This window comes from Streptomyces sp. NPDC002476, assembly GCF_042889785.1.
Taxonomy (GTDB): domain Bacteria; phylum Actinomycetota; class Actinomycetes; order Streptomycetales; family Streptomycetaceae; genus Streptomyces.
On the sequence record NZ_JBIARH010000019.1, the window covers coordinates 114,584 to 139,049 of the forward strand.

The 24,466-nt window shown below is 73.2% G+C and carries 16 protein-coding genes; 8 read left to right on the forward strand and 8 right to left on the reverse strand.

Annotation, left to right across the window (positions count from 1 at the left end):
• Positions 1 to 65 precede the first annotated feature (65 nt).
• Positions 66 to 974, forward strand: a complete 909-nt coding sequence (locus ACFYXM_RS22165; RefSeq protein WP_389291627.1) for a hypothetical protein — start codon at positions 66 to 68, stop codon at positions 972 to 974.
• Between the two features lie 134 nt (positions 975 to 1,108).
• On the opposite strand, the gene ACFYXM_RS22170 is transcribed toward ACFYXM_RS22165, so the two are convergent.
• From ACFYXM_RS22170 to ACFYXM_RS22205, 8 genes are all read right to left on the reverse strand, one after another.
• On the reverse strand, positions 1,109 to 2,185 hold the full coding sequence (locus ACFYXM_RS22170) for a Gfo/Idh/MocA family protein (protein WP_389291629.1): 1,077 nt from the start codon (positions 2,183 to 2,185) through the stop codon (positions 1,109 to 1,111).
• Positions 2,182 to 2,997, reverse strand: coding sequence for an inositol monophosphatase family protein (locus ACFYXM_RS22175; RefSeq protein WP_389291630.1), 816 nt, complete (start codon positions 2,995 to 2,997; stop codon positions 2,182 to 2,184). Before ACFYXM_RS22175 ends, ACFYXM_RS22170 begins: the two co-directional genes overlap by 4 nt.
• On the reverse strand, positions 2,994 to 4,373 hold the full coding sequence (locus ACFYXM_RS22180; RefSeq protein ID WP_389291632.1) for an aspartate aminotransferase family protein: 1,380 nt from the start codon (positions 4,371 to 4,373) through the stop codon (positions 2,994 to 2,996). Before ACFYXM_RS22180 ends, ACFYXM_RS22175 begins: the two co-directional genes overlap by 4 nt.
• Complete coding sequence (locus ACFYXM_RS22185; RefSeq protein WP_389291634.1) at positions 4,370 to 5,623, reverse strand: aspartate aminotransferase family protein; 1,254 nt, start codon at positions 5,621 to 5,623, stop codon at positions 4,370 to 4,372. Before ACFYXM_RS22185 ends, ACFYXM_RS22180 begins: the two co-directional genes overlap by 4 nt.
• An 80-nt stretch (positions 5,624 to 5,703) precedes the next feature.
• A complete protein-coding gene (locus tag ACFYXM_RS22190; RefSeq protein WP_389291635.1) occupies positions 5,704 to 6,354 on the reverse strand; it encodes a bifunctional 4-hydroxy-2-oxoglutarate aldolase/2-dehydro-3-deoxy-phosphogluconate aldolase in 651 nt (216 codons plus the stop codon).
• Positions 6,351 to 7,091: a class I SAM-dependent methyltransferase gene (locus tag ACFYXM_RS22195; protein ID WP_389291636.1), complete on the reverse strand. Its 741-nt coding sequence runs from the start codon at positions 7,089 to 7,091 to the stop codon at positions 6,351 to 6,353. Before ACFYXM_RS22195 ends, ACFYXM_RS22190 begins: the two co-directional genes overlap by 4 nt.
• 367 nt (positions 7,092 to 7,458) lie before the next feature.
• Positions 7,459 to 9,498 carry a PhoX family protein gene (locus ACFYXM_RS22200; protein ID WP_389291638.1) on the reverse strand — a complete coding sequence of 680 codons (2,040 nt, stop codon included), beginning with the start codon at positions 9,496 to 9,498 and terminating at the stop codon, positions 7,459 to 7,461.
• A gap of 256 nt (positions 9,499 to 9,754) precedes the next feature.
• Positions 9,755 to 9,973 carry a hypothetical protein gene (locus ACFYXM_RS22205; RefSeq protein ID WP_389291640.1) on the reverse strand — a complete coding sequence of 73 codons (219 nt, stop codon included), beginning with the start codon at positions 9,971 to 9,973 and terminating at the stop codon, positions 9,755 to 9,757.
• Between the two features lie 5 nt (positions 9,974 to 9,978).
• Between ACFYXM_RS22205 and ACFYXM_RS22210 the strand changes: the two genes are divergently transcribed.
• The 7 genes from ACFYXM_RS22210 to ACFYXM_RS22240 all read left to right on the forward strand — a co-directional run bounded on the left by ACFYXM_RS22210 (position 9,979) and on the right by ACFYXM_RS22240 (position 24,154).
• The gene (locus ACFYXM_RS22210; protein WP_389291642.1) at positions 9,979 to 10,209 is read left to right on the forward strand and encodes a hypothetical protein; all 231 of its coding nucleotides are present in this window, start codon (positions 9,979 to 9,981) and stop codon (positions 10,207 to 10,209) included.
• Positions 10,210 to 10,765: 556 nt separating this feature from the next.
• Positions 10,766 to 11,632: a DUF4132 domain-containing protein gene (locus tag ACFYXM_RS22215; protein WP_389291643.1), complete on the forward strand. Its 867-nt coding sequence runs from the start codon at positions 10,766 to 10,768 to the stop codon at positions 11,630 to 11,632.
• On the forward strand, positions 11,629 to 16,542 hold the full coding sequence (locus ACFYXM_RS22220) for a DNA-binding protein (RefSeq protein ID WP_389291644.1): 4,914 nt from the start codon (positions 11,629 to 11,631) through the stop codon (positions 16,540 to 16,542). Before ACFYXM_RS22215 ends, ACFYXM_RS22220 begins: the two co-directional genes overlap by 4 nt.
• Before the next feature lie 151 nt (positions 16,543 to 16,693).
• Positions 16,694 to 17,848: an AAA family ATPase gene (locus tag ACFYXM_RS22225; protein WP_389291646.1), complete on the forward strand. Its 1,155-nt coding sequence runs from the start codon at positions 16,694 to 16,696 to the stop codon at positions 17,846 to 17,848.
• Positions 17,845 to 21,615 (forward strand): DUF5682 family protein, encoded by a 3,771-nt coding sequence (locus tag ACFYXM_RS22230; RefSeq protein ID WP_389291648.1) that lies wholly within the window; start codon positions 17,845 to 17,847, stop codon positions 21,613 to 21,615. Before ACFYXM_RS22225 ends, ACFYXM_RS22230 begins: the two co-directional genes overlap by 4 nt.
• The gene (locus tag ACFYXM_RS22235) at positions 21,612 to 23,483 is read left to right on the forward strand and encodes a hypothetical protein (RefSeq protein WP_389291649.1); all 1,872 of its coding nucleotides are present in this window, start codon (positions 21,612 to 21,614) and stop codon (positions 23,481 to 23,483) included. The genes ACFYXM_RS22230 and ACFYXM_RS22235 overlap by 4 nt, the downstream gene beginning before the upstream one ends.
• A 239-nt stretch (positions 23,484 to 23,722) precedes the next feature.
• The gene (locus ACFYXM_RS22240; protein WP_389291651.1) at positions 23,723 to 24,154 is read left to right on the forward strand and encodes a hypothetical protein; all 432 of its coding nucleotides are present in this window, start codon (positions 23,723 to 23,725) and stop codon (positions 24,152 to 24,154) included.
• Positions 24,155 to 24,466: the final 312 nt, after the last annotated feature.

Here is a 24,466-nt window from a genome sequence, read left to right on the forward strand (position 1 = left end):
GATAAGGCGATTTGCTGATAATCATGGTGTTCGTTCACATTTGCCCTTCGGTCAAGGAGACCCGCATGAGTCAGTCCGGAGCCGTCAGTGCCGGTGACGCGCAGGACGTGTTCGCCCTCACCCGACGGCTGCTGGCCACGCAGACCCCCCGATTCACGGGCGAGCACGGAGTGGAGGTGCACAGCCTGGTCTCCTCCGACCATGTGCCGCTCTACCTCTTCGCCGCCAAGTCGCTGGCACGTTTCTGGCCCGAGGTGACGCCCGTGGTGCACGACGACGGCACGCTCACCCCGCGCGACACGGCCCGGCTGCGCCGGCACGTGCCCGACGCCCGGATCCTCGGGCGCGCCGAAGCGGACCGGCGCGTGGAGGAACTGCTCGCGGACCACCCCACGCTCGCCGCGGTGCGCCGCAACAACGTCCGTATCCTCCAGCTCGTCGACTACTACCTGCTGAGCCGCGCGCCGTCGGTCGTGAGCATGGACAGCGACGTGGTGTTCCTGTCCCGTCCGCGCGCCCTCGTCGACTGGGCGACGGCCGCGTCGGACGAGCGTCCCGCCTTTCTCTATTCGCCCGAGTTCGGGTGGGAGCCCCAGGGCGTGCACTGGATAGCGGACCACCTGCCGGGCACCCCCTACGTTCCGTACATGTGCTGCGGCTTCGCCGCCGTCGACTCCGCCGCCTTCTTCGACGCGGACTTCCTGGAGCGCACCCTGCGCGCGCTGCCCCGCGAGATCAGCTTCGCGCCGCGCTACGTCACCCAGATGTCGTACTCGCTGCTCGGAGGGCGGCTCGGCGGGGGGCGGACGCGGAACCTGGGAGAGCCGTACCGCTCCGGCCGCCTGGAATGGCTGCCCGCCATCGACGACCGGGTGATCTGCCACTACTTCGCGTCCCACGAACGCTCCACCACGTTCGACAACCTGTCCGAGGAGGGCCCGCTGCTCGCCCGCGCCATCGGCGCGGGCGGCTGATCCGCGCACGCACCGGCAGGCCGTCCCCGCCGGTGCGTCGCCCCGGCGGGGACCGTAGGGGTGCGGTGGGGTCCACGGATCCTCCACCGCACCCTTGCGGCCGCCACGCCACCGGGAGGGCGCGGCCGGCGGACTCATACCGCCACCACGCGACCGCCCGCGTCCGCCGAGGCGTAGGCCGCCTCCACGACCCGCGCGGTGTCCACGATCTCCCGCGTGCACATGCCCCACAGTCCCGGATCCGAGAGCACCCGCCGGAAGTCCTCGTACATGGGCGTGAACCACTCCAGGTGCGCCTGGTCCTTGTTGGGCGAGACGAGGGACCGCCGCCACTCGCTCCCCGCCGTGCGACCGGTCACCTCTCCGTCGTCGATGCGCACCGACCCGGCGGAGCCGCGGACCGCGTAGTGGTTGGACCGCTCGTCGCTCGTCCAGCTCAGCAGGATGTCGCACCGGCCGTCGCCGAAGTCCAGACGCAGCCGGGCGGCCTCGTCCACCGCCGCAGGATCGCCGTCCGGCCGTTCCACGGTGCAGGACAGCTTCACGGGGGCCCGGCCGAACAGCCGCAGCGCCATGTAGACGCAATGCGTCCCGTGGTCCAACAGGATTCCCCCACCGGCCAGTTCGGGAGACCGGCGCCAGTCGGGGGAGTACCCCGGGACCCCGCGCGCGTGCCGGTCGCGCAGGATGCGGAAGGTGGCCGATTCCAGACGCCCCACGCCGCCGTTCCCGGTGCGGGGGCTCCCGGCGACCGCCTCGCGCAGCGTCCGCATGAGGGGTGAAGTCCCGTAGTTGTGCGACGGGAAGAGCAGCCGGCCCCGGGCGCGGGCCAGCTCCGTCAGCTCGCGCGCCTCGGCGCCGCGCGCCGCGACCGGTTTCTCGCAGATCACGTGACGGCCCGCCGAGAGCGCGGTCCGGGTGAGCGGGCCGTGGAAGGCGGGCGGCGTGCACACGTCGACGATGTCCACCGCGGGGGCGGTCGCCATCGCCTCGTCCAGTGAGGAGAACACCCGGCCGTGGGGCAGGAGACCTGCCGCCCGCGCCCGGCGCTCGGGTGACGGGTCGACGACCGCCGCCACCTCGACGCCCGGTACGGATCCGTACCCGCTGAGCCGGGCGCCGCCCGCCGTGCCGAACCCGACGACGACCACCGAGACGGACCTGTCCCGGCCGATCGGCACCGGCGTCAGGGGTGTCCCGTTCACGCTCATGCCTTGCCTCCCGAGGCCACCGGCGGGCAGGAACCCCCGGCCTCGACCAGTTCCCGGTGGATGGTCCGCGACGCCGCGACGATGTTGTCGTGGCGGGACGTGAAGGCGTCACCACCCCACCCCGTGACCACGCCTCCCGCTTCGACGACCAGCAGCGCACCGGGCACGGTGTCCCAGATCCCGATGCCGAACTCCAGATAGCCGTCGTACGCCCCGCAGGCCACGCGGCACAGCCCGGTGGAGGCGCTGCCCGGTTCGCGTATCTCGAAACCCGCGTCGAGCAGTCGGTCGGCCACCGAACGCTGCCGTCCGCGCACCACGCCTTCGGTCCCGAAGCCGGTGCCCGCCAGCGGTCTGCCCGGCGGACGGTCCGCGATGCGCAGGGGCATCTCGTCGCGGAACGCGCCCTGCCCGGCCACCGCCCGGAACACCGTGCCGGACTCGGGGAACCGGATCAGGGACAACCGCGTGACACCCTCCACGACCAGCGCCAGGGCGACCGCGTAGTCGGGCAGTCCGCGCAGGTAGTTGGTCGTGCCGTCGAGCGGGTCCACGATCCAGGTCGGCCGGCCGTCGGCGGGTGCGACGGGATCGGACTCCTCCGAGACGATCCCGAAGTCCGGTGTGTACATGCGCAGGATGGCCAGCGCCTGGTGCTCGGCGGCCAGATCGGCGTCGCTGACCGGCGCGTCGCCCTCCTTGGTGCGTACGGTGGGCCGGGCGCCGCGCCAGCGCAGCAATTCCTTCGCGGCCTCCGACGCGGCCTGCGCCGCCGTGACGGTCAGGCGGTCGGTGTCGAACGCGACGGTCACCCCTCACCCTCCATGCCGATCAGGGACTCGCGGATGATGCCGACGGCGGTCTCCACCTGTGCGCGGTCGACGGTGAGGGGCGGGTACAGCCGCAGTGTGTTGCCGCCGAGCATCACCAGGACGCCTGCTTCCAGCAGTTCCAGATAGACGCGTTGGACCAGGCTCTTGGGCGCCGGCTCACGGGTCCGCTTGTCCACCACCAGCTCGATGCCGAGAGCGAGTCCCGCACCGCGCACGTCGCCGACCAGCGGGGCGAGCTCCGTCAGGTCGGCCAGCTGATCGAGCATCTCCCGGCCTCGGGTGGCGGCGTTGTCGACCAGTTTGTCCTCGGTGAGGATGCTCGTGGTCGCGGCCACCGCCCGGCACGCCATGGGGAACGCCCCGAAGCTGGACGAACTCGCACTGGGCTCGGAGAACGGGGCCGCCGCCATGGTCTGCGCCGAGGCGACGACTCCGGTGACCGGGTAGCCGCCGCCCATGCCCTTGCCGACGGTCAGCACGTCGGGGCGGACCTCCTCGTGCTGATAGGCGAAGGCGGCACCGGTGCGGCCGAAACCGGTCATCATCTCGTCGGCGATCAGCAACGCGTCGAACTCGCGGGCCACCTCGCCCAGGGCCGCGAGGTAGCCCCGGGGCGGCACCACGTTGCCGGACCTGCCCTGCACGGGCTCCACCACGATCGCGGCGAGAGCCCCGGTGGAGTTCTCCTTGATCACGTCACGGGCGTGATCCACACACGCGAAGCCGCATTCGGGCGCCCGCAACTTGAAAGGGCAGTGGTAGCAGTTGGCGTACGGGGCGGAGAAGTAGCCGGGCGGGAGCGGCCCGAGACCCGAGCGGGCGCCGGCGGTCAGGGCCAGGCTGCCCATGGTCTTGCCGTGGAACCCGCCCCAGAAGGAGAGGAATTCGTGCTTTCCGGTGACGGACTTCGCCAGGCGCAGCGCGGCCTCCACCGCCTCCGTGCCGCCGCTGTACAGCTGGAGCGTGTCCAGGTCCTCGGGCAGGAACTCGCGCAGCACCCGCACCATGTCGAGCCGGGCGGGACTGCCGAAGGCCCCGGCGGTGGCGCGGGTCAGCTCCTGGGCGAGGGCCGTGGTGAATCGCGGCTCGGCATGGCCGATGGAGTTCACACCGCCCGCACCCTGGAAGTCGATGACGCGGTTGCCGTCGACGTCCACGATCTCGGCGCCGTCCGCCTCCGCCACGCACAACCGGGACAGCAGCATCACGGCCTGCAGACCGGGGCCGATCACCTCCTGCTCCTCGGCCCAGTGGGCCTCGCCGCGTACGCGTGGGCGCAGCATCCCGAAACCGTGTCCGGCACCGGGCGCGCCGCTGTCCCCCGCAGGCCCGGCGCCCCGCTCGTGGTCGGTCATATCGCTCCGTCCTCGGTCCGTCGGCGCGACGGAAGCCAGCCGCCCTCCGCAAGTGCCTCGAAGCCGCGCCGGGCCGCGCCGACCGCCGTGTCGATGTCGTCGTCGGTGGTGGACGCCGAGATGAACCAGTGGTGGTTCGGGTGCAGGAAGACGCCCTCGCGGATCGTCGCCGCGTAGAAGGACCGCTTCGCCTGCTGGTTGCGGTCCTCGTCGCCGAAGCGGAAGTCCAGGAACGGCATCGGCGGGTGCCCCACCACGTCGACCGGTGCCCCGAACTCCTCGGCCAGCGCACCCAGGCCGCCCTGCAGCCGCTCGCCCATCTGCCAGATCCGTTTGAGGTGGTCGCCCGACCGCAGCTTGCGCACGGTCGCCAACGCGGCGGCCATGGCGTCGGCGTTGGCGTAGTAGGTGGACGAGATGTGTACCGTGTCCAGGGTGCGCAGCACATCGGCCCGCCCGGTCAGCGCCGAGATGGCGTACCCGTTGGCGAATGCCTTGCTCAGCGTCACCAGATCGGCGGTGATTCCGTAGTACTCCTGCGCGCCGCCCAGGGCGAGCCGGAAAGCCGAGCGGATCTCGTCGAAGACCAGCAGAATGCCGTGTTCGCGCGTCAGTTCCCGCACGCCCTGCAGGAACCCCTCGGCAGGCCGCTCGACCATGAACGGCATCATCACCAGACAGGCGATCTCCCCGCGGTGACGCTCGAAGACCGCCCGCAGCGAGTCCAGGTCGTTGTAGGTGAACGTGTCCACCAGCGCCCGGCTGACGGCGGGGATGCCGCGGTCCCACTGGGCGCACCAGTCGTGCCAGCCGTTGTAGCCCCAGCGCACCACCCTGTCCCGGCCGGTGAAGGCCCGGGACAGGCGCACGGCCGCAGCGGTGGCATCCGATCCGGTCTTGAGCAGCATGCCCATTTCCGCACCCGGCACGATGTCGAGCAGTTCCTCGATGAGCTCCGTCTGGACGGGCTTCATCAGCCCGGTCGCGAAACCGCGCCGGATCTCGCGCACCACGGCCTCGTCCACGTCCGGATCGGCGTGGCCGAGGATGACCGTGCCGTAGGACAGGAAGAAGTCGAGATACCTGTTGCCGTCCACGTCCCAGAAGTGGGCCCCTTGGGCCCGGTCGGCGAAGACCGGGTAGTGCCCCTCGACCATCTGGTCGGAGGCGATCACTTTCTTCCGTTTGGCTGCCAGAGCGTCGATCTGCTCGGCCTTGCGGTCGAGTGCGAAGGAACGGTCCAGGCCCAAGGGTCTCCCTTTCGTGAGGAACGGCTGAGCGGCGTGCTGCGGGGAACAGCGGACGCCAGGACGGCGGGGCCGGCGGGCGCTCAGCGCCGGGCGGTCCGGACTCGGTCCAGGAGATCGGTGGCCCGGTGCCGCACGTCGGCGAGGTTCCCGCCATGCAGCGCGTCACCCACGAGGGGCCGGCCGAGCGCCGCGGCGTGCGCCCCCGCGGTGAAGTAGTCGCCCAGGTCGTCGGCGGTGATCCCGCCGGTCGGAACGATAGGAATGTCCCCGAACGCCATGGTGAGCGAGGCCAGATATGCCGGTCCGCCCAGCCGTGCGGGGAAGAGCTTGACCAGCGCGGCGCCGAGCCGCCACGCCTCCATGACCTCGGTCGTGGTGAACGCACCGCACACCACGGGCACCCCCAGCACCCGGGCCTCGTCGAGCACCTCCGGAAGCACGCCGGGGGTGAGGAGGTAGTGCGCGCCGGCGCCCACGGCACGCCGGGCGGTCTCGCGGTCCCGTACGGTCCCGGCGCCCACCAGCGCGGCGCCCGTGGCCACACTGCGCCGGACGGCGTCGAGCGCGTCGGGGGAGGTGAGCGTGATCTCCACGGCCCTCACACCCGCCTTGCCCAGTTCATCGGTCACGGCCGGGACGGCCGGGGAATCCGGTTCGGTGAGCATGGCGATGAGCGGCGCTCCGGCCACCTCGGCGGCCAGGTCGATGCTGTGGTCCCCGGACACGCTCACCCCCGCTTCTCGAGAACGATGATCTGCCGCCGGGTCTGCCGCTTCACCGGGCGGTCCGGGTCCGGCAGCGCCCGCAACTTCCTCACCAGGGGAGCCACTTTCTCCTCGAAGACCGCGTCGTCCACGGCCCACAAGTGGTAGAGCATGCGCTGTTCGAGTCCGGAGGCGATCTGTTCCGGGCTGTGTTCGTGGGTCGCCGCGTCCAGTTCCCCCACCTCCACGGCGGTGAAGCCCACCGACTCGGCCAGCGGCACGATGCGCTGGGCCCGGTCGTCCGCCTCCGCCGTGCGTGACTGGATCTCCTCCATGATCCTGCTGACCGGGTGGTCGTCGAAGAGGATCATGCCGGGGATCACCACGTAACGCCCACCCGGCTCCAGCACGCGGTGGACCTCCTGCAGTCCCTTGCGCAGGTCGCCCACGACGTGGGTCACCCACACGCTGTACACCTGCGAGAAGGATCCGGCCGGGAGCGGCAGCGCGGTCAGCGAGGCCGCCGCGGCCGTCTGCCCGACGCGGCTCACGGCCTTCGTGAGCATGGAGTGCGACAGGTCGATCCCCACCACGGAGTACCCGAGGTCGGTGAGTGCCAGGGCCACCACGCCGGTGCCCATGCCCGCGTCGAGGATCAGGCGGTCCTTCGCCGTGCGTTCGGCGATGGCCGGCGCGATCCTTCGGCCGCGTGCCTCACCTCCACGCGTCTTGTCGTAGAAATCGGCTGCCGGGGAAAAGTTCACAGACGACTGCACTGTCACCCACTCACTGATTGTGGAGAATGCTGCCTGAAGCCCGTTCGGTAAAGGGATTTCGCACCGGAAAGTTCGGTGCGGTGACAGGGGAGAAAAATGGCTGTTCACCCCCGGAGGGAAAAACGGTCCCTCGGGCGGGCATTCCGATCGGTCGTCCGCCGGTGACCACAGGGCCGGGCGGATTGCTACTGAACCATAATTTCCTGCGGGGGAGGGTCCGCAAGTGGGCCGGACATGATTGGCGACGATGATTCGATGATGGCGCGAAAGCAACCTGATTCGCCGGTCCGTCGGGCGCGCCACCCGGTCGCAGGTGCCCCGTCGGCAGCGCCGCCGTGGCTGCCGGGGCGCGGCGCTACCGCCGTCCGCCCAGGAGGGGGCCGCCGTCCCTGCGGCGCACCGCGACGACGGCCGCCCGGGGCTGGGCGGACCCGCCGTCCGGCCAGTGGGACGCAGGCCGCTGCGGACTGGCGTCGGGCAGCTCTCCGGGATGCTGCACCGAGACCAGCACGAAATCCGGCCCGATCACCGGTCCGCAGCATTCGGCCCCCGTGGGCACCGTGAGGAACCGTTGCACCCGTCCGCGTTCCGGACCGCTGAGCGGCACCATGTACAGGCCGTCGTTGCGGCCGCCCCGGCCGTTCGCGTCGGTGGCGATCCACAGGTTCCCGTGGTCGTCGAAAGCCAGGTTGTCGGGCGAGGAGATCGCGCTGACCAGGCTCTTGTCGACCCCCATGTAGTACGTCCCGGGTGACTCCGGGTCGCCACAGACCAGCAGCAGCCGCCAGCCGAAGCGTTCAGCCGTCGGATCGTCCCCGCGTTCGCACAGTTCCAGGACGTGCCCGTCGCGATTGCCGGAGCGCGGGTTGGCCTCGTCGGGAGCCGGCAGGCCGGGAGCCCCGCGCTGGTCGTTGTTGGTCAGCGAGGCGTACACCCGCCCGGTCACGGGGTGAGGTTCGACGTCCTCGGGCCGGTCCATAGGGGTGGCCCCCGCGCGGTCGGCTGCGATCCGGGTGAAGACGTACACCTCGTCCGCGCGCATGCCCGGTACGAAGCTGAGGTCGTTGTGCGCGAGCGGAATCCACCGCCCCGTCCCGTCGAACGCCCCGTCGGCCGGCAGCCGGCCGGATCCGTCGATCTCCTCAGCCGGGCTGTCTCCGTCGAACCGCGCGACGTAGAGGGTTCCGGAGTCCAGCAGACGCTTGTTGTGCGCGCGGCTGGAGGGATCGTCACCCGGCCGCATGCGCCCGTCGGAAACGAATTTGTATATGTACTCGAACCGTTCGTCGTCCCCCATGTAGGCCACGACCCGCCCGTCCGGGGCGGTCGAGATGTTGGCTCCCTCGTGCTTGAAGCGGCCCAGAGCCGTGTGCTTCACGGGCACGGAGTCGGGCTCCAGCGGGTCCACCTCGACGATCCAGCCGAAGCGGTGCGCCTCGTTGGGCTCGCGACCGAGGTCGAACCGCGTGTCGTACTTCTCCCAGCCGCGCAGGGAGGGCCCCTCGGGGAACCCGTACCGCCTCAGCCCTTCCGACACCAGGGGGTCCGTCACCTGGTCGGCGTGGGCGAAGGGCATGTGCACGTTCTCCTCGCCCGACAGCACGGTGCCCCACGGGGTGGTGCCGCCCGAGCAGTTGGCCATCGTGCCCAGCACCCGGGTACCCGCCGGATCGGCCGAGGTACGCAGCAGCGGCGACCCGGCGGCGGGCCCGCGGACCTCGAAGGGGCTCAGCAGGGTGATGCGGCGGTTCCACCGTCCGTCCACCCTGGTCCTCAGCCTGCCGTCGTCCGCCCGTTCCACGAGTACCACCGACAACCCGTAGGCCATCCAGGCCGTCCGCACGTGGGCCTCCGTCGGCTCCTGCGGATTCCAGTCGGGGAACATGAGCGGCTCGGTGGCGTACTCGTGGTTGGAGACCATCAACCACCGTCCCGCGGCGCGCAGCGGGACGAGGGCGCAGTAGTCGTTGTTCACCCCGAACTGCCGGGCCTGCGCCGCCTCGTCCTGGTGGTCGAAGTCGAAGGCCGGGGCGCCCGGCAGGACGGCGTCCCCCCAGCCGATCAGCACCTCGTGGGTGAAGCCTTCGGGAACGGTCACGCGGTCCCCGCTGTCGGGCGGCACCGGCACGAATCCGCGCTCGCCCCTCCCTCGTACGCGCGGTCCGGGTCCCTGGGCCCGGGCCGCGGGCACGGTCGCCGACACCACGGAGAGCGTCCCGCAGCCGAGCAGGGCCCTGCGCGACAGAGCCCTGCGCAATAACTCGCCGAAATAGGTGTTCCCGGAGGTGTTCGGCGCGTCGCGAGCACAGGCGTTCCCGCATTTGAATGTGCACGTTTCCGGGGAGCGCCGGACGTCGTGATCGGTGGTCAGCAGGGGGAGTTTCCGGGATGACACGCTGAGAGAATCCTTCCTCGGGAGCACCTGTGCTGACTTCAGCCGTCGGTATGCACGGGCCTTGCAGAGGCGACCGACCACGCTTCGCAGGATTATTTCGGACCAGCATTCCTTCATGCATAGCAAAGGTAAAGTGCCGGTATCGTCATTGACCGGAAATCATCGGCCCTGCATGCACGTCCCGCCCCACGGGGATCCCGGGGAAACGCGTCGTCGGCCGCCCCACTCGTCACCCTCGACTGCGGCTGCGCGACCTTCACGACCCGCCGGGCGTCCGGCTGGACATCGCATCGGCTTCTGCGACGGCGCGCTCACGCCCGAGGCGCGCGGCTTCACCGAAGCCGACATCCACGAGGCCGTCGACCTCCACCAGCACCACTGCGGCCCGCTCCTGGACCACCGACCCACGCGCGAGGCCCGCGCCGCCCGCGAACGAGCGGATGCCGTTCTTGCCGAGCGGATCGGGGCCGTGCACGCCGAGTGGACGGCACCTGGGGCCGCCCGAGGACCACTGCCGAGCTGCGCGGCACCGGCGAGCGCGTCAACCACGTGCGCACCGGTCGGGCGATGCGCACGTTCGGCATCGCCGGGCTGCGGCTGCGGCTGCGGCTGCGCAGGCGCCAGGTCACCACCGTGCCCGCACCGTCCGCCACACCCGTGCGCCGTACTCAACGTTCCATACGTCATGTGAGAGCAGCGCATGACCTATGAAAGGTGCCGCACTGCGCAGGGGACGGGCCGTCTCATGTGCCTCTGCGCTGTGAAGCCGAGTTCCGGCACGGAGCAACCGCTGGGAGCGGGAAGAAGCAGGCGGCCGCCGAGGCGCTCGTCCAAGCCGTGCCCGTCGCCGTGGTGGGGCGGTGATTCGACATGGCCGACCCACCGCCTCCGTGGCCGCGATCCTGAAAGAGGTCGCAGCGGTGCTGGCGGATACCGAGGATGGCCTGACATCGGCGTCCGTCGTCGACGTAGCGTGCCGCGAATCCGGCATGCCTTACGGAGGCATTGATCCATCGGCAAATGTCCTGCTCACGCCAGGCAACGCCCTGCTGACGTTCCGTCGGCCGCACCGCCTCCCGTCGTCGGGCGCGACGCCTGCTGTCCCGGCAGCACCGAGATCCCTGCCAGGCCGCCGCGAGGGCACCGCGGACCAACCTGCGTTGTCAGTGGCCCTCGCTAGTCTCTCCTCACATCGCAGTTCAGGGGCGTCGTGGCCCTTGGTTCGGGCTGCGCTGACATCTGATGGACAGACGGAGGGGCGCGGCTGATGGCGTGGCTGGCAGCGGGTGAGGGGTACGAGATCACCCTCGAGGACGGGCGTGTGGTCGCACGGCGCGTCGGGGGGCGGCAGTTGAAGGCGCTGCCGAAGGCGTTGCGCGACAGTCCCGAGGTCGACCGGCTGAGGCAACTGGCCGAGTGGCTGGACCGGCACGCGGCGTCGTGCGTGGCCCAGGTGGATGCCTGGATGGTGTCGTCGCTTCCGGTTCCGACCGAGCTGATCGCGCGGGTGTGGCCGGACGAGGCGTGGCAGGCGGCGCTGCGTGACATGGCCGTCGTGGGCGACGATCCGGACGAGGTCGGCTTCCTGCGGGACGTCACCGGCGACGGGGAGCTCAAGGTGGTCGACCTCGACGGTGAGACCGTGCGGCTGTCGCCACGCATGGTGACGCTTCCCCACCCCGTGCTCCTGCCGGACCTGGAGGACGTACGGGACTTCGCGGCCGACCTCGGTATCACCCAGAAAGTGGAGCAGATCCACCGGGCGACCTGGGCCAGGCCGGTCGGGCCGGATGCCGGGCGTCCGGAGACGGCGACGGAGGTACGGGACTACGCGGGCGGGAAGTTCGCCTCGCGGTTCGGTCTCGCGGCGCGCGCCACGGGCCTCGGCTACCGGGTGTCCGGTGGCTACGCCACGTGCAAGGTGCGTGACGGGGGCCGCAGCACGGAGGCGTCGGTGTGGATCGGCGAGCCGTACTGGGACGGGGAGTCGGAGACCGGCGGGCTGAGCTGGCACGACGAGGACGGCCGCGCGGTGCGGCTGACCGAGGTCGGGCCGGTGGCCTGGTCCGAGGGGATGCGCATGGCCGCTGCGCTGTACGCCGGCCGCACGATCGAAGAGGGGGAAAACACGTGACCGGGACGGTTGGGAACGACAACAAGGAGCTGCTCGCGGCAGGCGCGGTCCTCCCGGCCGACGCGCGGGACGCGGGCCCCTCAGCGGTCGAGCTGACCGCGCGGGCCTATCGCCACGCGGCGCTCGGCGAGGATCGGGTCGTCGTGCGGCTGGCCGCGGCCGAGCTGGGCCCCGCCGAGGACCTCGCCGCCGGCTTCCTCGGACTCGAGCCGCAGGGCGAGCCGGCCCTGGTCGGTCTCGGCCGGCGCCAGGAACTCGGCTTTCCCGAGTGGGTGCTGGTGCACCACCCCCAGGACGGGCACCACGCCCTGGCGGTCGTGCCCGAGCTGGACCGGCTGGCCCGGCAGGCCAGGACGAAACCCAAGGCCGCCCTGGACGCCTGCCACGAGCTGGCCGGGCGGCTCGCCTCGGCCGTCCCGCACTTCCTGCCCGTCTTCTACGAGCAGGCCGCGCGGGTCTTCCTCGGTGTCGAGAACAGCACGTACGCCGGTCAGTTGTTCGGCCGTGCCCGCACGAGCGAGGCGCAGCACGGGCTGACGGTCGACGAGGACCGGCTCGACGCCGTCTTCCTGGAGTTCGCCCTGGCCGGCGCGCTGCCGGTAAAGGTCCTGACCGGTTACGGCAAGGACCTGTCGGCCCGTCTGGCGCCCGTCGAGGCGTACGAGCGATTCCGGCGGCTGTGCGTGCGCCGGACCGCCGGCGGTCTCGCGCCGTCCGCCCAGGCCGCGGTGGAGCTGAGGCGGCTCGCCCGCGCCGCGGGCCTGTCCGGCAGCGCGGCGGAGCAGGACTACCTCGCCGACCTCCTTCCGCTGCCGGCCACCTTGCGGGCCGCCGCCGGTTGGTGGAAGTCGCACCGCGGCGCGCTGGTCGCGCTGGCCCGGCGCGTTCCGTCCGTGCGGGGCACGCTGCTGTCGATGACCCCGCCCGGGGACGGCGGGGAGATGACCGAGCTGTGGCTGGGAATCCTGGCGGAGTCGGGGGCCGACGCCGGTCTCGCGGGCGCCGACCTGCCGCAGGAGGAGCAGTGCTCCGACGGCGCGGCGGGCTGGCTGGAGCGCTTCCACAGTGCCCGGCATCGCGGTTGGGGACCGCGCCCGACGCCGCCCGCCCTGCTGGAGCTGGTCGAGCGGGCGGCCGGCCGGCTGCGTGCCGATCTGGCGGCGCGGCCCGAGGGCGAGCGGTCTCTGAGGATCGGTGTCGAGGACGTGAACCTGCTGGACCTCCTGCTCTCGCTGGAGGTCGCGGTCGCCGACCCCGAGGAGAAGTCCGCCCACCACCAGCGCGGCAACGCCCTGAACCTGTCGGACTGGGCGCGCGGCGAGGAGCCGCGGGACCTGGTCGCGCTGGCAGCCGACCCGCGCTTCCGGCCCGCCTTCGGGCGCGGGGCGAACAGCTACAACGGCGCGTCCACCGGTGCGGACGTGATGCGGAGGCTGGCCGCCTCGCCCGGCGGTCGCCCGATGCTCACCGAGTGGATGTGCGAGGTGGCCGCCTCGTCGGTCGCGGCCGGGCTGCCCGGACTGCCGAAGGCGATCGAGCGGCTTTCGTGGCTGCCCTCCGAGGCTCTCGTGCTCGCGCCGCAGGAGGTCGCGGCCGCGGCCGCGGCCGATCTCGGCGAGGCCGTGGCGCGCACGCTTCGGGGCGGTCTGTGGGAGGAACTGCGCTGGCCGGCATGGGAGGAGGCGCTGACGGAGCTGGCACCGGGGCGCCACACCACCGAGGGTCTGACGGTCGTCGAGGCCTGGCCGTATCTGATCGTGGCCAACGCGACGCAGGCGCGCGTCATCGACGCCGACTCCACCGTTCTCGTGCACGATCTGCGGGTGCCCACCACGTCCGTGTGGCGGACGGGCTTCCACTACGTGGACGGTGCGCTGCTGGTGTTCTGGAGCACGTACGGTCGCGGCGAGCCGCAGGGCTACTGGCACACCGCGCCCGACACGGTATTCGCTCTCGCCGGCGCCGACTCCTGGGCCATGCGTTCGGATCACCTCAGCCTGCAGCTGCCCGGCGGCGGCCGCACCACCGGCGGCGGGGTCCTCCACAGCGGCGACACGAAGCTGCCCGCGGAGCGCGCGCTGCTGTCCGACGGCACGTCGTACTGGGTGTGGCAGGACAGGGACGGCAAGGCCAAGGGCGGCTGGCTCGAGTACGACCCCATGAGCGGCGCGTACGGCCGGCGCTCGCAGCCCGGTTTCCTCGCCGACGCGCTGCTGCGGCACGCCCCCGGGGCCGAGTTGGCGGCCGGCTCGTGCTGGCTGCGGCCCGCCCCGACGGTGGCGGGTTCGGCCCAGGGGACGTCCGCGGACGGGCTCCTCGGCTGGCGTGTCGTGCGGCTGCCCGACGGCGGCCACCACGGAGAGGACACCACCGGACGGGGCGTCACCCTTCCGCAGGGCGCCGACAGGCCGGTCGCCGCGCTGACGTTCCCCGGCGACGACCGGCCGCGGGCACTGACCCGGCAGTGGCGCGAGCTGTCGCTCAGCGACCCGGAGGGCACGGTCACGACGTCGGCCCGGTGCGACCACCGCAACGAGCTGTACGGGACCGCGGCTCAGGCCCTGCCGCCGCTGCCGTACCTGTACATGCTGCGCGCGCGTGATCCGCAGGGGTCGGCGGCGCTACGGGAGGCCGACGCGGAGTCGGCCGGCGTCCTGCTGAAGGCGGCCGTGCTCGCGGAGCGGGTGGCGGACCTTCCCGAGCTGGTGAGCGCCGCGCTGCCGCAGGTCTCGGCACCCGAGCTGATCGCAGGCGTGGTGAAGGTGCTGCGCTTCGCGGTGCGGCAGCAGAAGGCGCTGGACGCCGTGGCCGCACGGCTCGACCCCGCCGCCGAGCCCACGGAGGTCCGGGGCCAGGGACCGAGCGACCACATGCTCGCCAAGGCGCTGGACGGCATCGTCGATACCGGCTACTACCGCTACGGCGCGGACACCGACGTGACCCACCGATACCTGGAGTCTCTGGCGTCCGTGCGCGCGGACACCGCCGCCACGGCGCTGCCGGGCCGGCTGCACTTCGATCTGCCGTCACTGCCGTACTCGGGACTGCCGTTCGTCTCGCTCCTGGACGAGCCGGCCGCGATCGCCTACCGGGCCGTCGCGCCCGGCAGCGACCCGGCACACCGGGCAGCCCTGCTCGAAGTCCTCGGCCGGGTGGACGCGCTGGGGCTGGCCTCGACGGCGGCCTCGGCCGGTCACTGGCGCCGGGTCCTGGTCCGCCTGGCGACGCCCCACCTGGACACGCCGGACGGCCAGCGGCGCAACGTCGCGCACCGCAGTGTGCTGCCCCTGGGCGGCGGTGCTGCGCTCGGCATCACCGAGCACAACTCCGGCGTCGACGACGGGTGGGAGTTCGGCGCGCTGCTCCACGACCCGATGGGCCGTTTCGAGGTGCCCGGCCCCTACACCGTGAGCGGTGAAGCGCCGGTGGGCGACCGGGCGCGCGGCGCCGACTGGCTGACCGGCTTCCTCGGGGAGGCGCGGTCCCGTGACGCGGTGCCCTTCCTGCCTGAGGCCGCCGACGAGTTCAGCCGCCTCACGGGTGTGTCCCGGGCGCTGGCCCGGATCGTTCTCGCGGGCATGCCCGACGTGGACAGCTGGGAGAACAACTTCCTGCCGGCCGAGCTGCGCAAGGCGCTCGAGCTGAAGGTGGCCGAGGCGGGACACGCCCGCGACGAACTGCGCGCGCTCCCGGTCGAAATACGCCGGGCGGTGCTCGCGGCGCTCCTGCCCGACGACCCGGCACAGCTGTGGAGCGAGGGCCCGGACGTGGCGTCGGCGGCCGCCGTGTGGAATGAGAAGGTGGGACGGCGCCGACAGGTGCCCGACTGGCTGGCGGTGGAGGCTGCGCGCGCCGCGCGCAGTGGCTGGCCCGTGCACCGGGCGCTCCCGGCGCTGCTGGAACCGGCGTCGTCGCCGGAGCTCGGCGTCGACGTGCCGTGGCGCATCGAGGGCGATCATCCGGCGACGGCGTCCCCCGCCGATGCACCGTTCACCTCGGCGGTGCTGGTCGGCTCGATGAGCCTGACGGCCTGGCTGGCCCACCGGCTGCCCGCCGGCGATCCGGTACGGGCGGCGCTGCCGAGTGCGCTGACCGCCGTGCGGCAGCGTCTTGAGGCACCCGAACTGCTGCTCTCCGCCGGGCACTACACGAGCCTCGCGGACTTCCGGAAGGTGGCCGGCGCTCCGACGGAGACGGCACCGGACCACGAGCGGTACGGCGCGGTGCTCATGGCCACGCAGGACGGCCAGCCCCAGCCGGCCGTACGGCCCGCCCTGCTGGACTCCACCGGTTCCGACCCGTACCTGGTGGCGCTGCGCGGCGTGGATCAGCAGCCGACCGGGGTCGAGACGGCCCTGCGGTGGGCGCACGACCCGGCGTTCGCACGGCTGCTGGCCGACCCGGGCGCGCCCGTGGCCGGCGTGGCGGACGACGAGGGCCTGTGGTGGCCGCAGGATCCGTCCCGTTCGGTGCCCGAGCGGGTGGCCGAGGTCGCCGAGGCGCGCGGTCTGACCGCCGACGCGGCGACGCTCTACCTGATGCTGCTGGCCATGCCCGACCCGACGGACCGCAACACCGCGCGATGGACGGGGTGGAAGCCGGCCCGTCTCAAGGCGGCTCGGGCCGAACTGGCCGAGACCGACCTCGTGGTGTCGGCCGTGCGGACCCGGGCGGGACGCTCGCTGTTCTTGCCGGGCGCCTGGGCGGAGCAGTCGGCGCCCGTCCTGCCCGTCGAGCAGTGGAAGCTGCCGATGTACGGGGTGGCCACGGGCGGCCGGCCGGCGCTGGGTGCCCTGGTGCCGACCGAACCGGTCGCGGAGCTGTTCGCCCGGGCCTGGCAGCGGATCCTCGACGGCGACCTCCCGCGCTTCGAGGAACTGAAGGTGCGGCGCACGAGGCGCCGCCGTTGAGGCACCGTCACCGTGACGCCGCCGAACGGCACCTGAGCCGCCGCTGACCGGCCTCCCGTCGTCAGCACGGCGCGGCGCGCCCGCCCCGGGTGCGCCGCGCCGCCCCCCGACCCGAACGCACACCTGTCGAACCATGACGAAGGAAACCCGCATGACCGTCACCGAACAGACCGCACCCGTCCGGCAGGGCCAGCCGGCCGAGGAACGCCACGCCGCCGAACTCGCCTTCCTCGCCGCCCAGGACCCCGGTCCGCGGCCGCCCGGCTGGGCGCTCACCCCTCGCGCGGTGGTCACGTTCGTCTGCGGCAGCGACGGCGTGGAGCTGGCCCTGCCCCGGCGTCGCGCCGGTCTTCCGTCGAAGCTGCTGATCGCCCCGAAGTTCGTCGGCGAGCGCGCGCTGGTCGAACGCTGTGTGGTCACCCTCGCCGGAGAGCGCGGGCTGCTGCTCACCGGTGAGCCCGGTACGGCCAAGTCGATGCTGTCGGAGCTGCTCGCGGCCGCTGTCAGCGGGACCAGCGCCCTGACGGTGCAGGGCACGGCGGGCACCACCGAGGACGCGTTCCGCTACGGCTGGAACTACGCCCTGCTGCTCGCCCAGGGCCCCACCCCGCAGGCCCTGGTGGACTCCCCGGTCCTCGCCGCCATGCGGGCCGGACGGGTGGTGCGGGTCGAGGAGATCACCCGCTGTCTGCCCGAGGTCCAGGACGCCCTCGTCTCCATCCTGTCGGACCGGCGGATCAGCGTGCCCGAGCTGACCGCCACCGAGGACGCGGTCGTCCGCGCCGCCCCCGGCTTCACCGTCATCGCCACCGCCAACCTGCGCGACCGGGGCGTCTCCGAGATGTCGGCCGCGCTGAGGCGCCGTTTCAACTTCGAGGCCGTCGCCCCGATCGCCGACGCCGACGCCGAGGCGGTCCTGATACGCCGCCAGGCCGTCGCCGCCGTGCAGCGGGCGGGCGCGGCCTTCGCCGTCGACGATGCCGTCCTCGACGCCCTCGTCACCGTCTTCCGCGACCTGCGCTCCGGCCGCTCCACCGAGGGCTGGGACGTGGAGCGGCCGGGCACGGTCATGTCCACCGCCGAGGCGGTCCAGGTGGCGGCGTCGCTGGGGCTCGCGGCCGCCTACCTGGCCGGGGAGGACGCGCTCGACCTGCTGCCGGGACACCTGCTCGGCGTGGTCCGCAAGGACGACCCCGCCGACCACGCACGGCTGCTGGGCTACTGGGACGGTCCGGTGCGCCGCCGCGCCGAGAACGGCTCGGCGATGTGGCGCCGGCTCTGGGACCTGCGCGGGAGCCTGCGTTGACGACCGTCGATCCACGAACGGCCGTGGACGCACTGGCCACATCGCGTGCGCCGTACCTGCTGGGAGTGCGCCACCACAGTCCGGCGCTGGCCGCAGTGGTACCCGCCCTGCTGGAAGAGGCGCGGGCCGAGGTGGTCTGCGTCGAGCTGCCGACCGACTTCCAGCCCTGGCTGGAACATCTGGCGGACCCCGAAACCGTCGCCCCGGTCGCCCTGGCCGGGGCGGACGAGGGGGGACGGCTCTCGTTCTACCCGTTCGCGGACTTCTCACCGGAGCTCGCCGCGGTCCGCTGGGCCAGAAGCCGAGGGGTGGAGGTCGTGTGCTGCGACCTTCCCCTCGGCGACCCGCGCCGGTCGGCGGGGGCGCCCGGGCCGGTGCGCGAGCCGGACGGGAGCGAGGCCGTACGTCCGGAGGCCGATGCGCCCTTGAGTGTTGTGGGTGCGCTCGACGCCGGTCCGGACACCGGCCCTGACCCTGCTCCCGGCGACGGGACGGCGCGGGTGCGGCGCTCGTACACCGAGGCGCTCGCCGACGCCGGGACCGGCCGGGACGGTGACGACCTGTGGGACCGCGCGGTGGAGGTGCTGGCTCCGGGCTGCGCCCCGGACGCGGTGCGCCGAGCTGCGCTGGGCGTGGGCTGGGCCCTGCGCGCCGACGCCGTCGTACCCGCCGCCGACCTGGCGCGGGAGGAACGGATGCGGCAGGTGATCGCCTCTGCTTCGGCGGACGGGCGCCGGGTGGCAGCCGTGATCGGCGCCTTCCACGCACCCGCGCTTCTCGCGTCCACGGAGACGGATGCCGGAGCGGAGGCCGGAGCCGGGACGGCGGGCGCCTCCGGTGCTACGGGGCGCGCGGCCGTCCCGTCCGGCGGGCCGCGCGGTGCGGGACCCCGTACGTGGGGGTCCGGTCCGGACACGGCAGGGGTTTGGGCGGCCGGCGGGACTGGGGAAGACGGCGCTGCAGCGACCGAGGGCTCGGCGGTGACCTCCCTCGTGCCGTACTCCTTCGACCTGCTCGACTCCCGGTCCGGCTACCCGGCCGGAATCCGCGACCCGTTGTGGCAGCAGGCGGTGCTCACCACTGCCGGCGATCCGGAACGGATCCGGGAGGCGGCTGCCGACGCGGTGACCGGCCTGTGCCGCGAGATGCGCCGAAGCGGTCACACCGCAGGGACCGGCGAGGCCGCCGAGACGCTGCGCCTGGCCTGTGACCTGGCTGCCCTGCGCGGACTCCCCGCGCCCGGGCGCGGCGAACTCCTGGAAGCCGTCACCACTGTCCTCGGGCAGGGCGAACCCCTCGGCCGGGGCCGGGCCCTGGCCCGCGCGCTGGAGGCCGTGTTCGTCGGCACCGCACGCGGCCGGATCAGCCCGCACGCGCCCCGATCCGGTCTCGGCCCCTCGGTCGAGGCCGAGCTCGCGGAACTGCGGCTGCCCCGACCGGACGACCCCGACCGCCGCGACCTGCGCCTCGACCCGCTCCGTTCGCCGCTGGACGGACGCCGTGAAGTGCTGCTCCAGCGGCTGCTGGTGATCGGTGCCTCGTACGGTGAACCCCTGGACGTGGCGAGCACGGGCGACGGCACCGTGCTCGGCACCAGGTGGCGTGTGACGTGGACGCCGTCCGTGCCCGCGCGCCTCGACCTCGCGGGCGTGCGCGGGGTGACCGCCGCCCAGGCCGCCGCCGGCACGCTCGCCGCGACCGCGCGCCACGAGGCCGCCGAGGGCGGACCCACCCCGGCCCAGATCCTCACCGGGCTGACCGCCGCCGCGCGCTGCGGCCTGCCCGAACTGGTCGACGCCCGCCTGAACGAGGCCTCCGCCGTGCTGCCCCACAGCGCCGACCTGCCCGAGCTCCTCCAGGCCCTGGACCTGTTGGAGGGACTGCGGCGCGGCCACTACCCCGGCACGATGCAGGACACCCGCACGACGGCCGGCGCGCTCACGGAGGAAGTCCTCGAGGCCGCGGTCCGGTCCCTGCCCGGCCTCGCCGGGAGCGACAGCGGCGCCGACGCCGGGGCGCTGGTGGCGCTGGCGGACCGGACGGCCGCCCGCCATCTGGGCCTGCGACTGGACCGGTCGCTCGCCGAGCTGGCGGCCGAGGGCTCCCCGCTCATCCAAGGCGCGGCCCTGGCCGTACGCGTACTGCTCGACCTGGACGACGCAGCCGGGCTGGGCGAGCGTACGGCCGGCTGGATCGACGGGGCCACGGCTCCGGACACGCGCCGGGCGCTTGCGAAGCGCCTTGCCGGGCTGCTCACAGCCGCCGGGCCCCTGCTCCAAGCGTCGCCGGACGCGCTCGCCGTGCTCATGGACCGGGTTGACGCGCTGGCCGACCAGGACTTCCTCGACCGGCTCCCGGCCCTGCGCGGCGGCTTCGACACGCTGGCCCCGGCCGCGCGCGACAGGCTGCTCACCACCGTGACGGAGCGGCTCGGCGACCGGCTCGACCTGTCGCTCGACGCCCCGCCCGAGCTGCTCGCCCTGTGGGCGGCCGCCGACGCGGCAGGATCGGCAGCCCTGAAGGCCCTGGGCCTGCCGGGCGCGGCCACCGACGCAGGAACGGCCCCGGGCCCGGACTCGGCCGACAAACCCTGCCCCGCACACCCACCCGCAGCGGACGGCGCCGCCGCGGACGACGCGGACCGACGGCTCGGCCGTGCCGACCGCTGGCGGCTGCTGCTGGGCCGCCACAACGAACGGCTCACCAGCGACGCCCGCCGCTACGCCCGCGCCCTGGACGAGCTCTACGGCCGCGGGCGCGGCGAAGGCGCCCAGGACCTGGACGGCGGCGTACCAGGTCAAGGCGGCGGTCAGGACCCGTCCTTCCCCACCGCGCGGGAGTGGGCGCAGGAACTGGAGGCTCTCTTCGGCACCGACGTACGCGAGGAGGTCCTCGCGGAGGCCGCCGACGCGGGTCGCACCGACGTGCTCGCGCAGCTCGATCCGGCGTCCGTACGCCCGTCCGTGGAGCTGCTCGGTTCGGTGTTGTCCCTGGCCGGAGGCATGCCCGAGGCCCAACTCGCCCGGCTGCGCCCGCTGGTGAAGCGGCTCGTCGACGAGCTGTCCCGGGAGCTGGCCACCCGCCTGCGCCCGGCGCTCACCGGTCTGGCCACCCCGCGCCCGACCCGACGGCCCGGCGGGCGCCTCGACCTCGCCCGTACCCTGCGGGCCAATCTCGCCCACACCCGGCGCACGGAGGACGGCCGGCTCGTCGTCGTACCGGAGCGCCCGCTGTTCAGCACGCGGGCGAGCAAGGAGGCGGACTGGCGCCTGGTCCTCGTCGTCGATGTCTCCGGCTCGATGGAGGCGTCGGTGATCTGGTCGGCGCTGACGGCTGCGGTCCTCGGCGGGGTTCCGACGCTGTCCACGCACTTCCTGGCCTTCTCCACGCAGGTGATCGACCTGACCGACCGGGTCGAGGATCCGCTGTCGCTGCTGCTGGAGGTCCGGGTCGGCGGCGGTACACACATCGCGGCCGGTCTCGCGCACGCGCGTTCGCTGATCACCGTGCCGAGCCGCACGCTCGTCGTCGTGGTCAGCGACTTCGAGGAGGGCGCACCGCTCGGCGGGATGCTGGGCGAGGTACGTGCCCTGGTGTCCTCCGGCGCCCATCTGCTGGGCTGCGCGGCGCTCGACGACACCGGCACGCCGCGCTACTCGGTGTCCATGGCGCGCCAACTCGTCGCGGCCGGTATGCCGGTGGCCGCCCTCAGTCCGCTCGAACTCGCCCGCTGGGTGGGCGACCGCCTCCGTGGAGAACACCGTTGAGCACCGTACTCCTGCCTCCCGTCGCCCCCGACATCCTCGCCGACGCCGTGGAGCAGCTCAGCGCACGGCTGCGCAGGAAACTCGACGCGGCGATCTCGGGCTGCGCCGACCGGCCCTCCGCCATGGCCGACGGGGCGGTCGAGGTCCACTTCGGCGAGGACGCCACGGTCACGCTGCGCCCGGGCGCGTCCGGCACGGTCACGAACGCGGAACAGGTCGTGTGCACCTGCCTGTTGGCCCCGCGCTGCCTGCACCGGGCCGCGGTCCTGGGCGCGGCACCCATCGCCGACGGGGAAGGCGACGCGGGCGGGGGTGACGACTCGGGTACGGGTAAGGCCGCAGGCTCGGGCACAGCCCCCGACGCGGGCGAGGGGCCCGAGGAGGCCGCACCCACCGCCCCCGCCGCCGACGTTGCGGCCACGGCGGTCTCGCCGGCCGCCCTCACCGCGGCGCAGGTCCTTGCCGCCACGGCGCTGTGGGACGCCGCAGCCGAGGCCCTGTCCGCCGGCGTCACGGCGGGTGGCGCCGTGGTGCAGGCCGAGCTGCTCCGCGCCGCCCACACTGCGCGGCTGGCCGGGCTGCCGCGGGCCGAAGCGGCCGCGCTGCGAGTCGTACGGAGCCTGAGGGCTGCGCGGGAGCGGAGCGAGGGACAACGTCTCGCCGACCTCACCGGAGCCTTTCGTGAGCTGTTGGCCGGCGCTGCTCTGCTCGCCTCCGGGTTGGCCGACACGGATGCGGCGGGCTCGGCGCGCCGGGTCTACGAACAGGGCGGCAGCCTGAGGGTGTACGGCCTGTGCCGGGAGCCGGTCCTGTCCGCGACGGGGTACGGCGGAGTGACCACGCACCTGGTCGGTTCGGACGGCGCCGGTTACACGGTGTCCGACGTGCGCCCCGGTGGCCTCGCCCGCGTGAAGGGCGCGGGGTCGGCGTCCGTGGCGCTCGGCGGTGCCGTCCTCGACCACGCCGGTTTGGCGCGCGGGGGTTTGCGGATCGTCGGTGCCACCGTCTCCGGGGACGGGCGGCTCGGCGCAGGGCGGGGGGTCAGTGCGACGCCACTGCGCGGGGTGGACTGGTCCGAGGAACCCGCCGCCGCCCTCTTCGCCCGACCGGTGCAGGAGGCGATGGCCGCCGTGCTCGCCGACGGCGCGCCCGAGGCGGGAGGGCCCGGCAGTACGGCGCCGGGTCTGCTGGGCTGCGACGTCGAGGTGATCGGTGCGGTCGGCGACTCTGTCGTCGTCCGCGTCGCCGGTGGGGGACCGCTGCTGCGGCTCTGCCCCGCACACCCCCACCCGGAGCTGCCGCACGGCGCCAACCTGCGCCGGATCGCCGACCACCCGGGGCTCGCCCTGCGCGTGCTCGGCCGTCCCGACCTGGACCGGGCGGCGACGCTCCGGTCGCTGGCGGTCGGGCCGGTGCCGGGGGTGTCCGCCACGCTGCGGCTGCCGGACGCGTGGAAGGGCCGTGCCGACCTGGGCTACGACCGGCTTCAGGGCGAGCACTTCCCCCGCGAGGCGGCAGGACCCGTGGCCTGCGGGCCGGTCACCGCGGGCTCCGACCCGCTGGCGGAGGCGCCGCTGTGGCGTGTCCGGCGCCTGCTGGAGACGGGCGTCGCGGGCGGTCGCCGTGCCGTGGCTGAGGCGGGCCGCGGGACGGACGCGGCCTTGCTGTCGGCCCGCCTGACCCGGGCGGGACTCGGCGGAGCGGCCCACCTCGCACAGGCCTTGACAACGGAGGCGGGCCGTCGCCCCCGCGACACCTTCGGCCGCCTGACCGACCCCTCGGCCGACGCCTACGCGAGGGCCTGGCTCGCCTCGGCCGTGCACCTGGCAGCTGCGGAACGCTCGCTGGTGGCCGCGTCCTGGTCGTGACCTACCGCTGAGCCCACCGGACCGCCTGGGCCGCCCGGTGGGCTCAGGCGGTTCCGGGCCCCGGTCCTTCCGGCGTTCCGCACCACCGGGTGTGGCAGCCTGTCCGCGTACTCCTCCACCGGGCCGCTCCCGAACCACCGGTCCGGCATCCTGCTACCCGTGTTCGACGCCCACCGCGGGTCCTACTGCGCCGCCACATTGAAGCCGGACACGACCCGGCCACGCTGCGCCGCGACACGGTGATCGACGGCGTGAAGGCCGGCAGCTGGCTGCACCGTCAGTTCACCACCTGGCACGAACTCAACTCCGGCCAACGCGACCTTCTCACCAGCCTCGGCCTGACCGCCGATCAAGTCCCACTGAGGCGAACACCGAGAACGCCCGTCACATCCGGTACCAGGAAACGCCGTTTCTTCGAACAGACAGCGCTGCTGCTGCGCGCCTTCGTGGAGCGTCACGGCCGCCCGCCCGGGGCCAGGGAATGGATCGAGGTCGACGGCGAACGCGTCATGATCGGCCCGTGGCTGTGCAAGACCCGCACCAAACAGAAAGCAGATCAACTACCCAAAGAACAAAGCAAGTTGATGGACGAGATCCTCCGAGAGGACCGGCCCGGAACTGCCCCCGACGTCCCCGAAGAGGGACCCACCGACATCTCGAAAGTTCCATAGTTTTTCTGCTTCCATAAGACAGGCCAGCCTCTCCCCGAAACCGACCACGAGTCAGCGGCAAAGAGACACCCCGTCAAGCAGCCAGGCACACCCAGGCCCTGACCCACACACGCAGCCAGCCCAGGGCCGCGCGGAGCGCGGACCGTCGCCCTGATCGCGAAGCGAACAGGGCCAGAGTCCAACGGAGTTGGACTCCAGGGCCACGGAGTGGCCCGGATCCCCGGGACGAAGTCCCGAAACCACGCACGGAGTGCGTGGTTGTCTTCCGCCGCGTAGCGGCGGCGCGTCGTGTCTGCGGAGCAGACCGCGCGC

Coding starts and splice junctions, on each gene's coding strand:
- ACFYXM_RS22165 (WP_389291627.1), top strand. CDS start 66: ATGAGTCAGTCCGGAGCCGTCAGTGCCGGTGACGCGCAGGACGTGTTC.
- ACFYXM_RS22170 (WP_389291629.1), bottom strand. CDS start 2,185: ATGAGCGTGAACGGGACACCCCTGACGCCGGTGCCGATCGGCCGGGAC.
- ACFYXM_RS22180 (WP_389291632.1), bottom strand. CDS start 4,373: ATGACCGACCACGAGCGGGGCGCCGGGCCTGCGGGGGACAGCGGCGCG.
- ACFYXM_RS22215 (WP_389291643.1), top strand. CDS start 10,766: ATGGCGTGGCTGGCAGCGGGTGAGGGGTACGAGATCACCCTCGAGGAC.
- ACFYXM_RS22225 (WP_389291646.1), top strand. CDS start 16,694: ATGACCGTCACCGAACAGACCGCACCCGTCCGGCAGGGCCAGCCGGCC.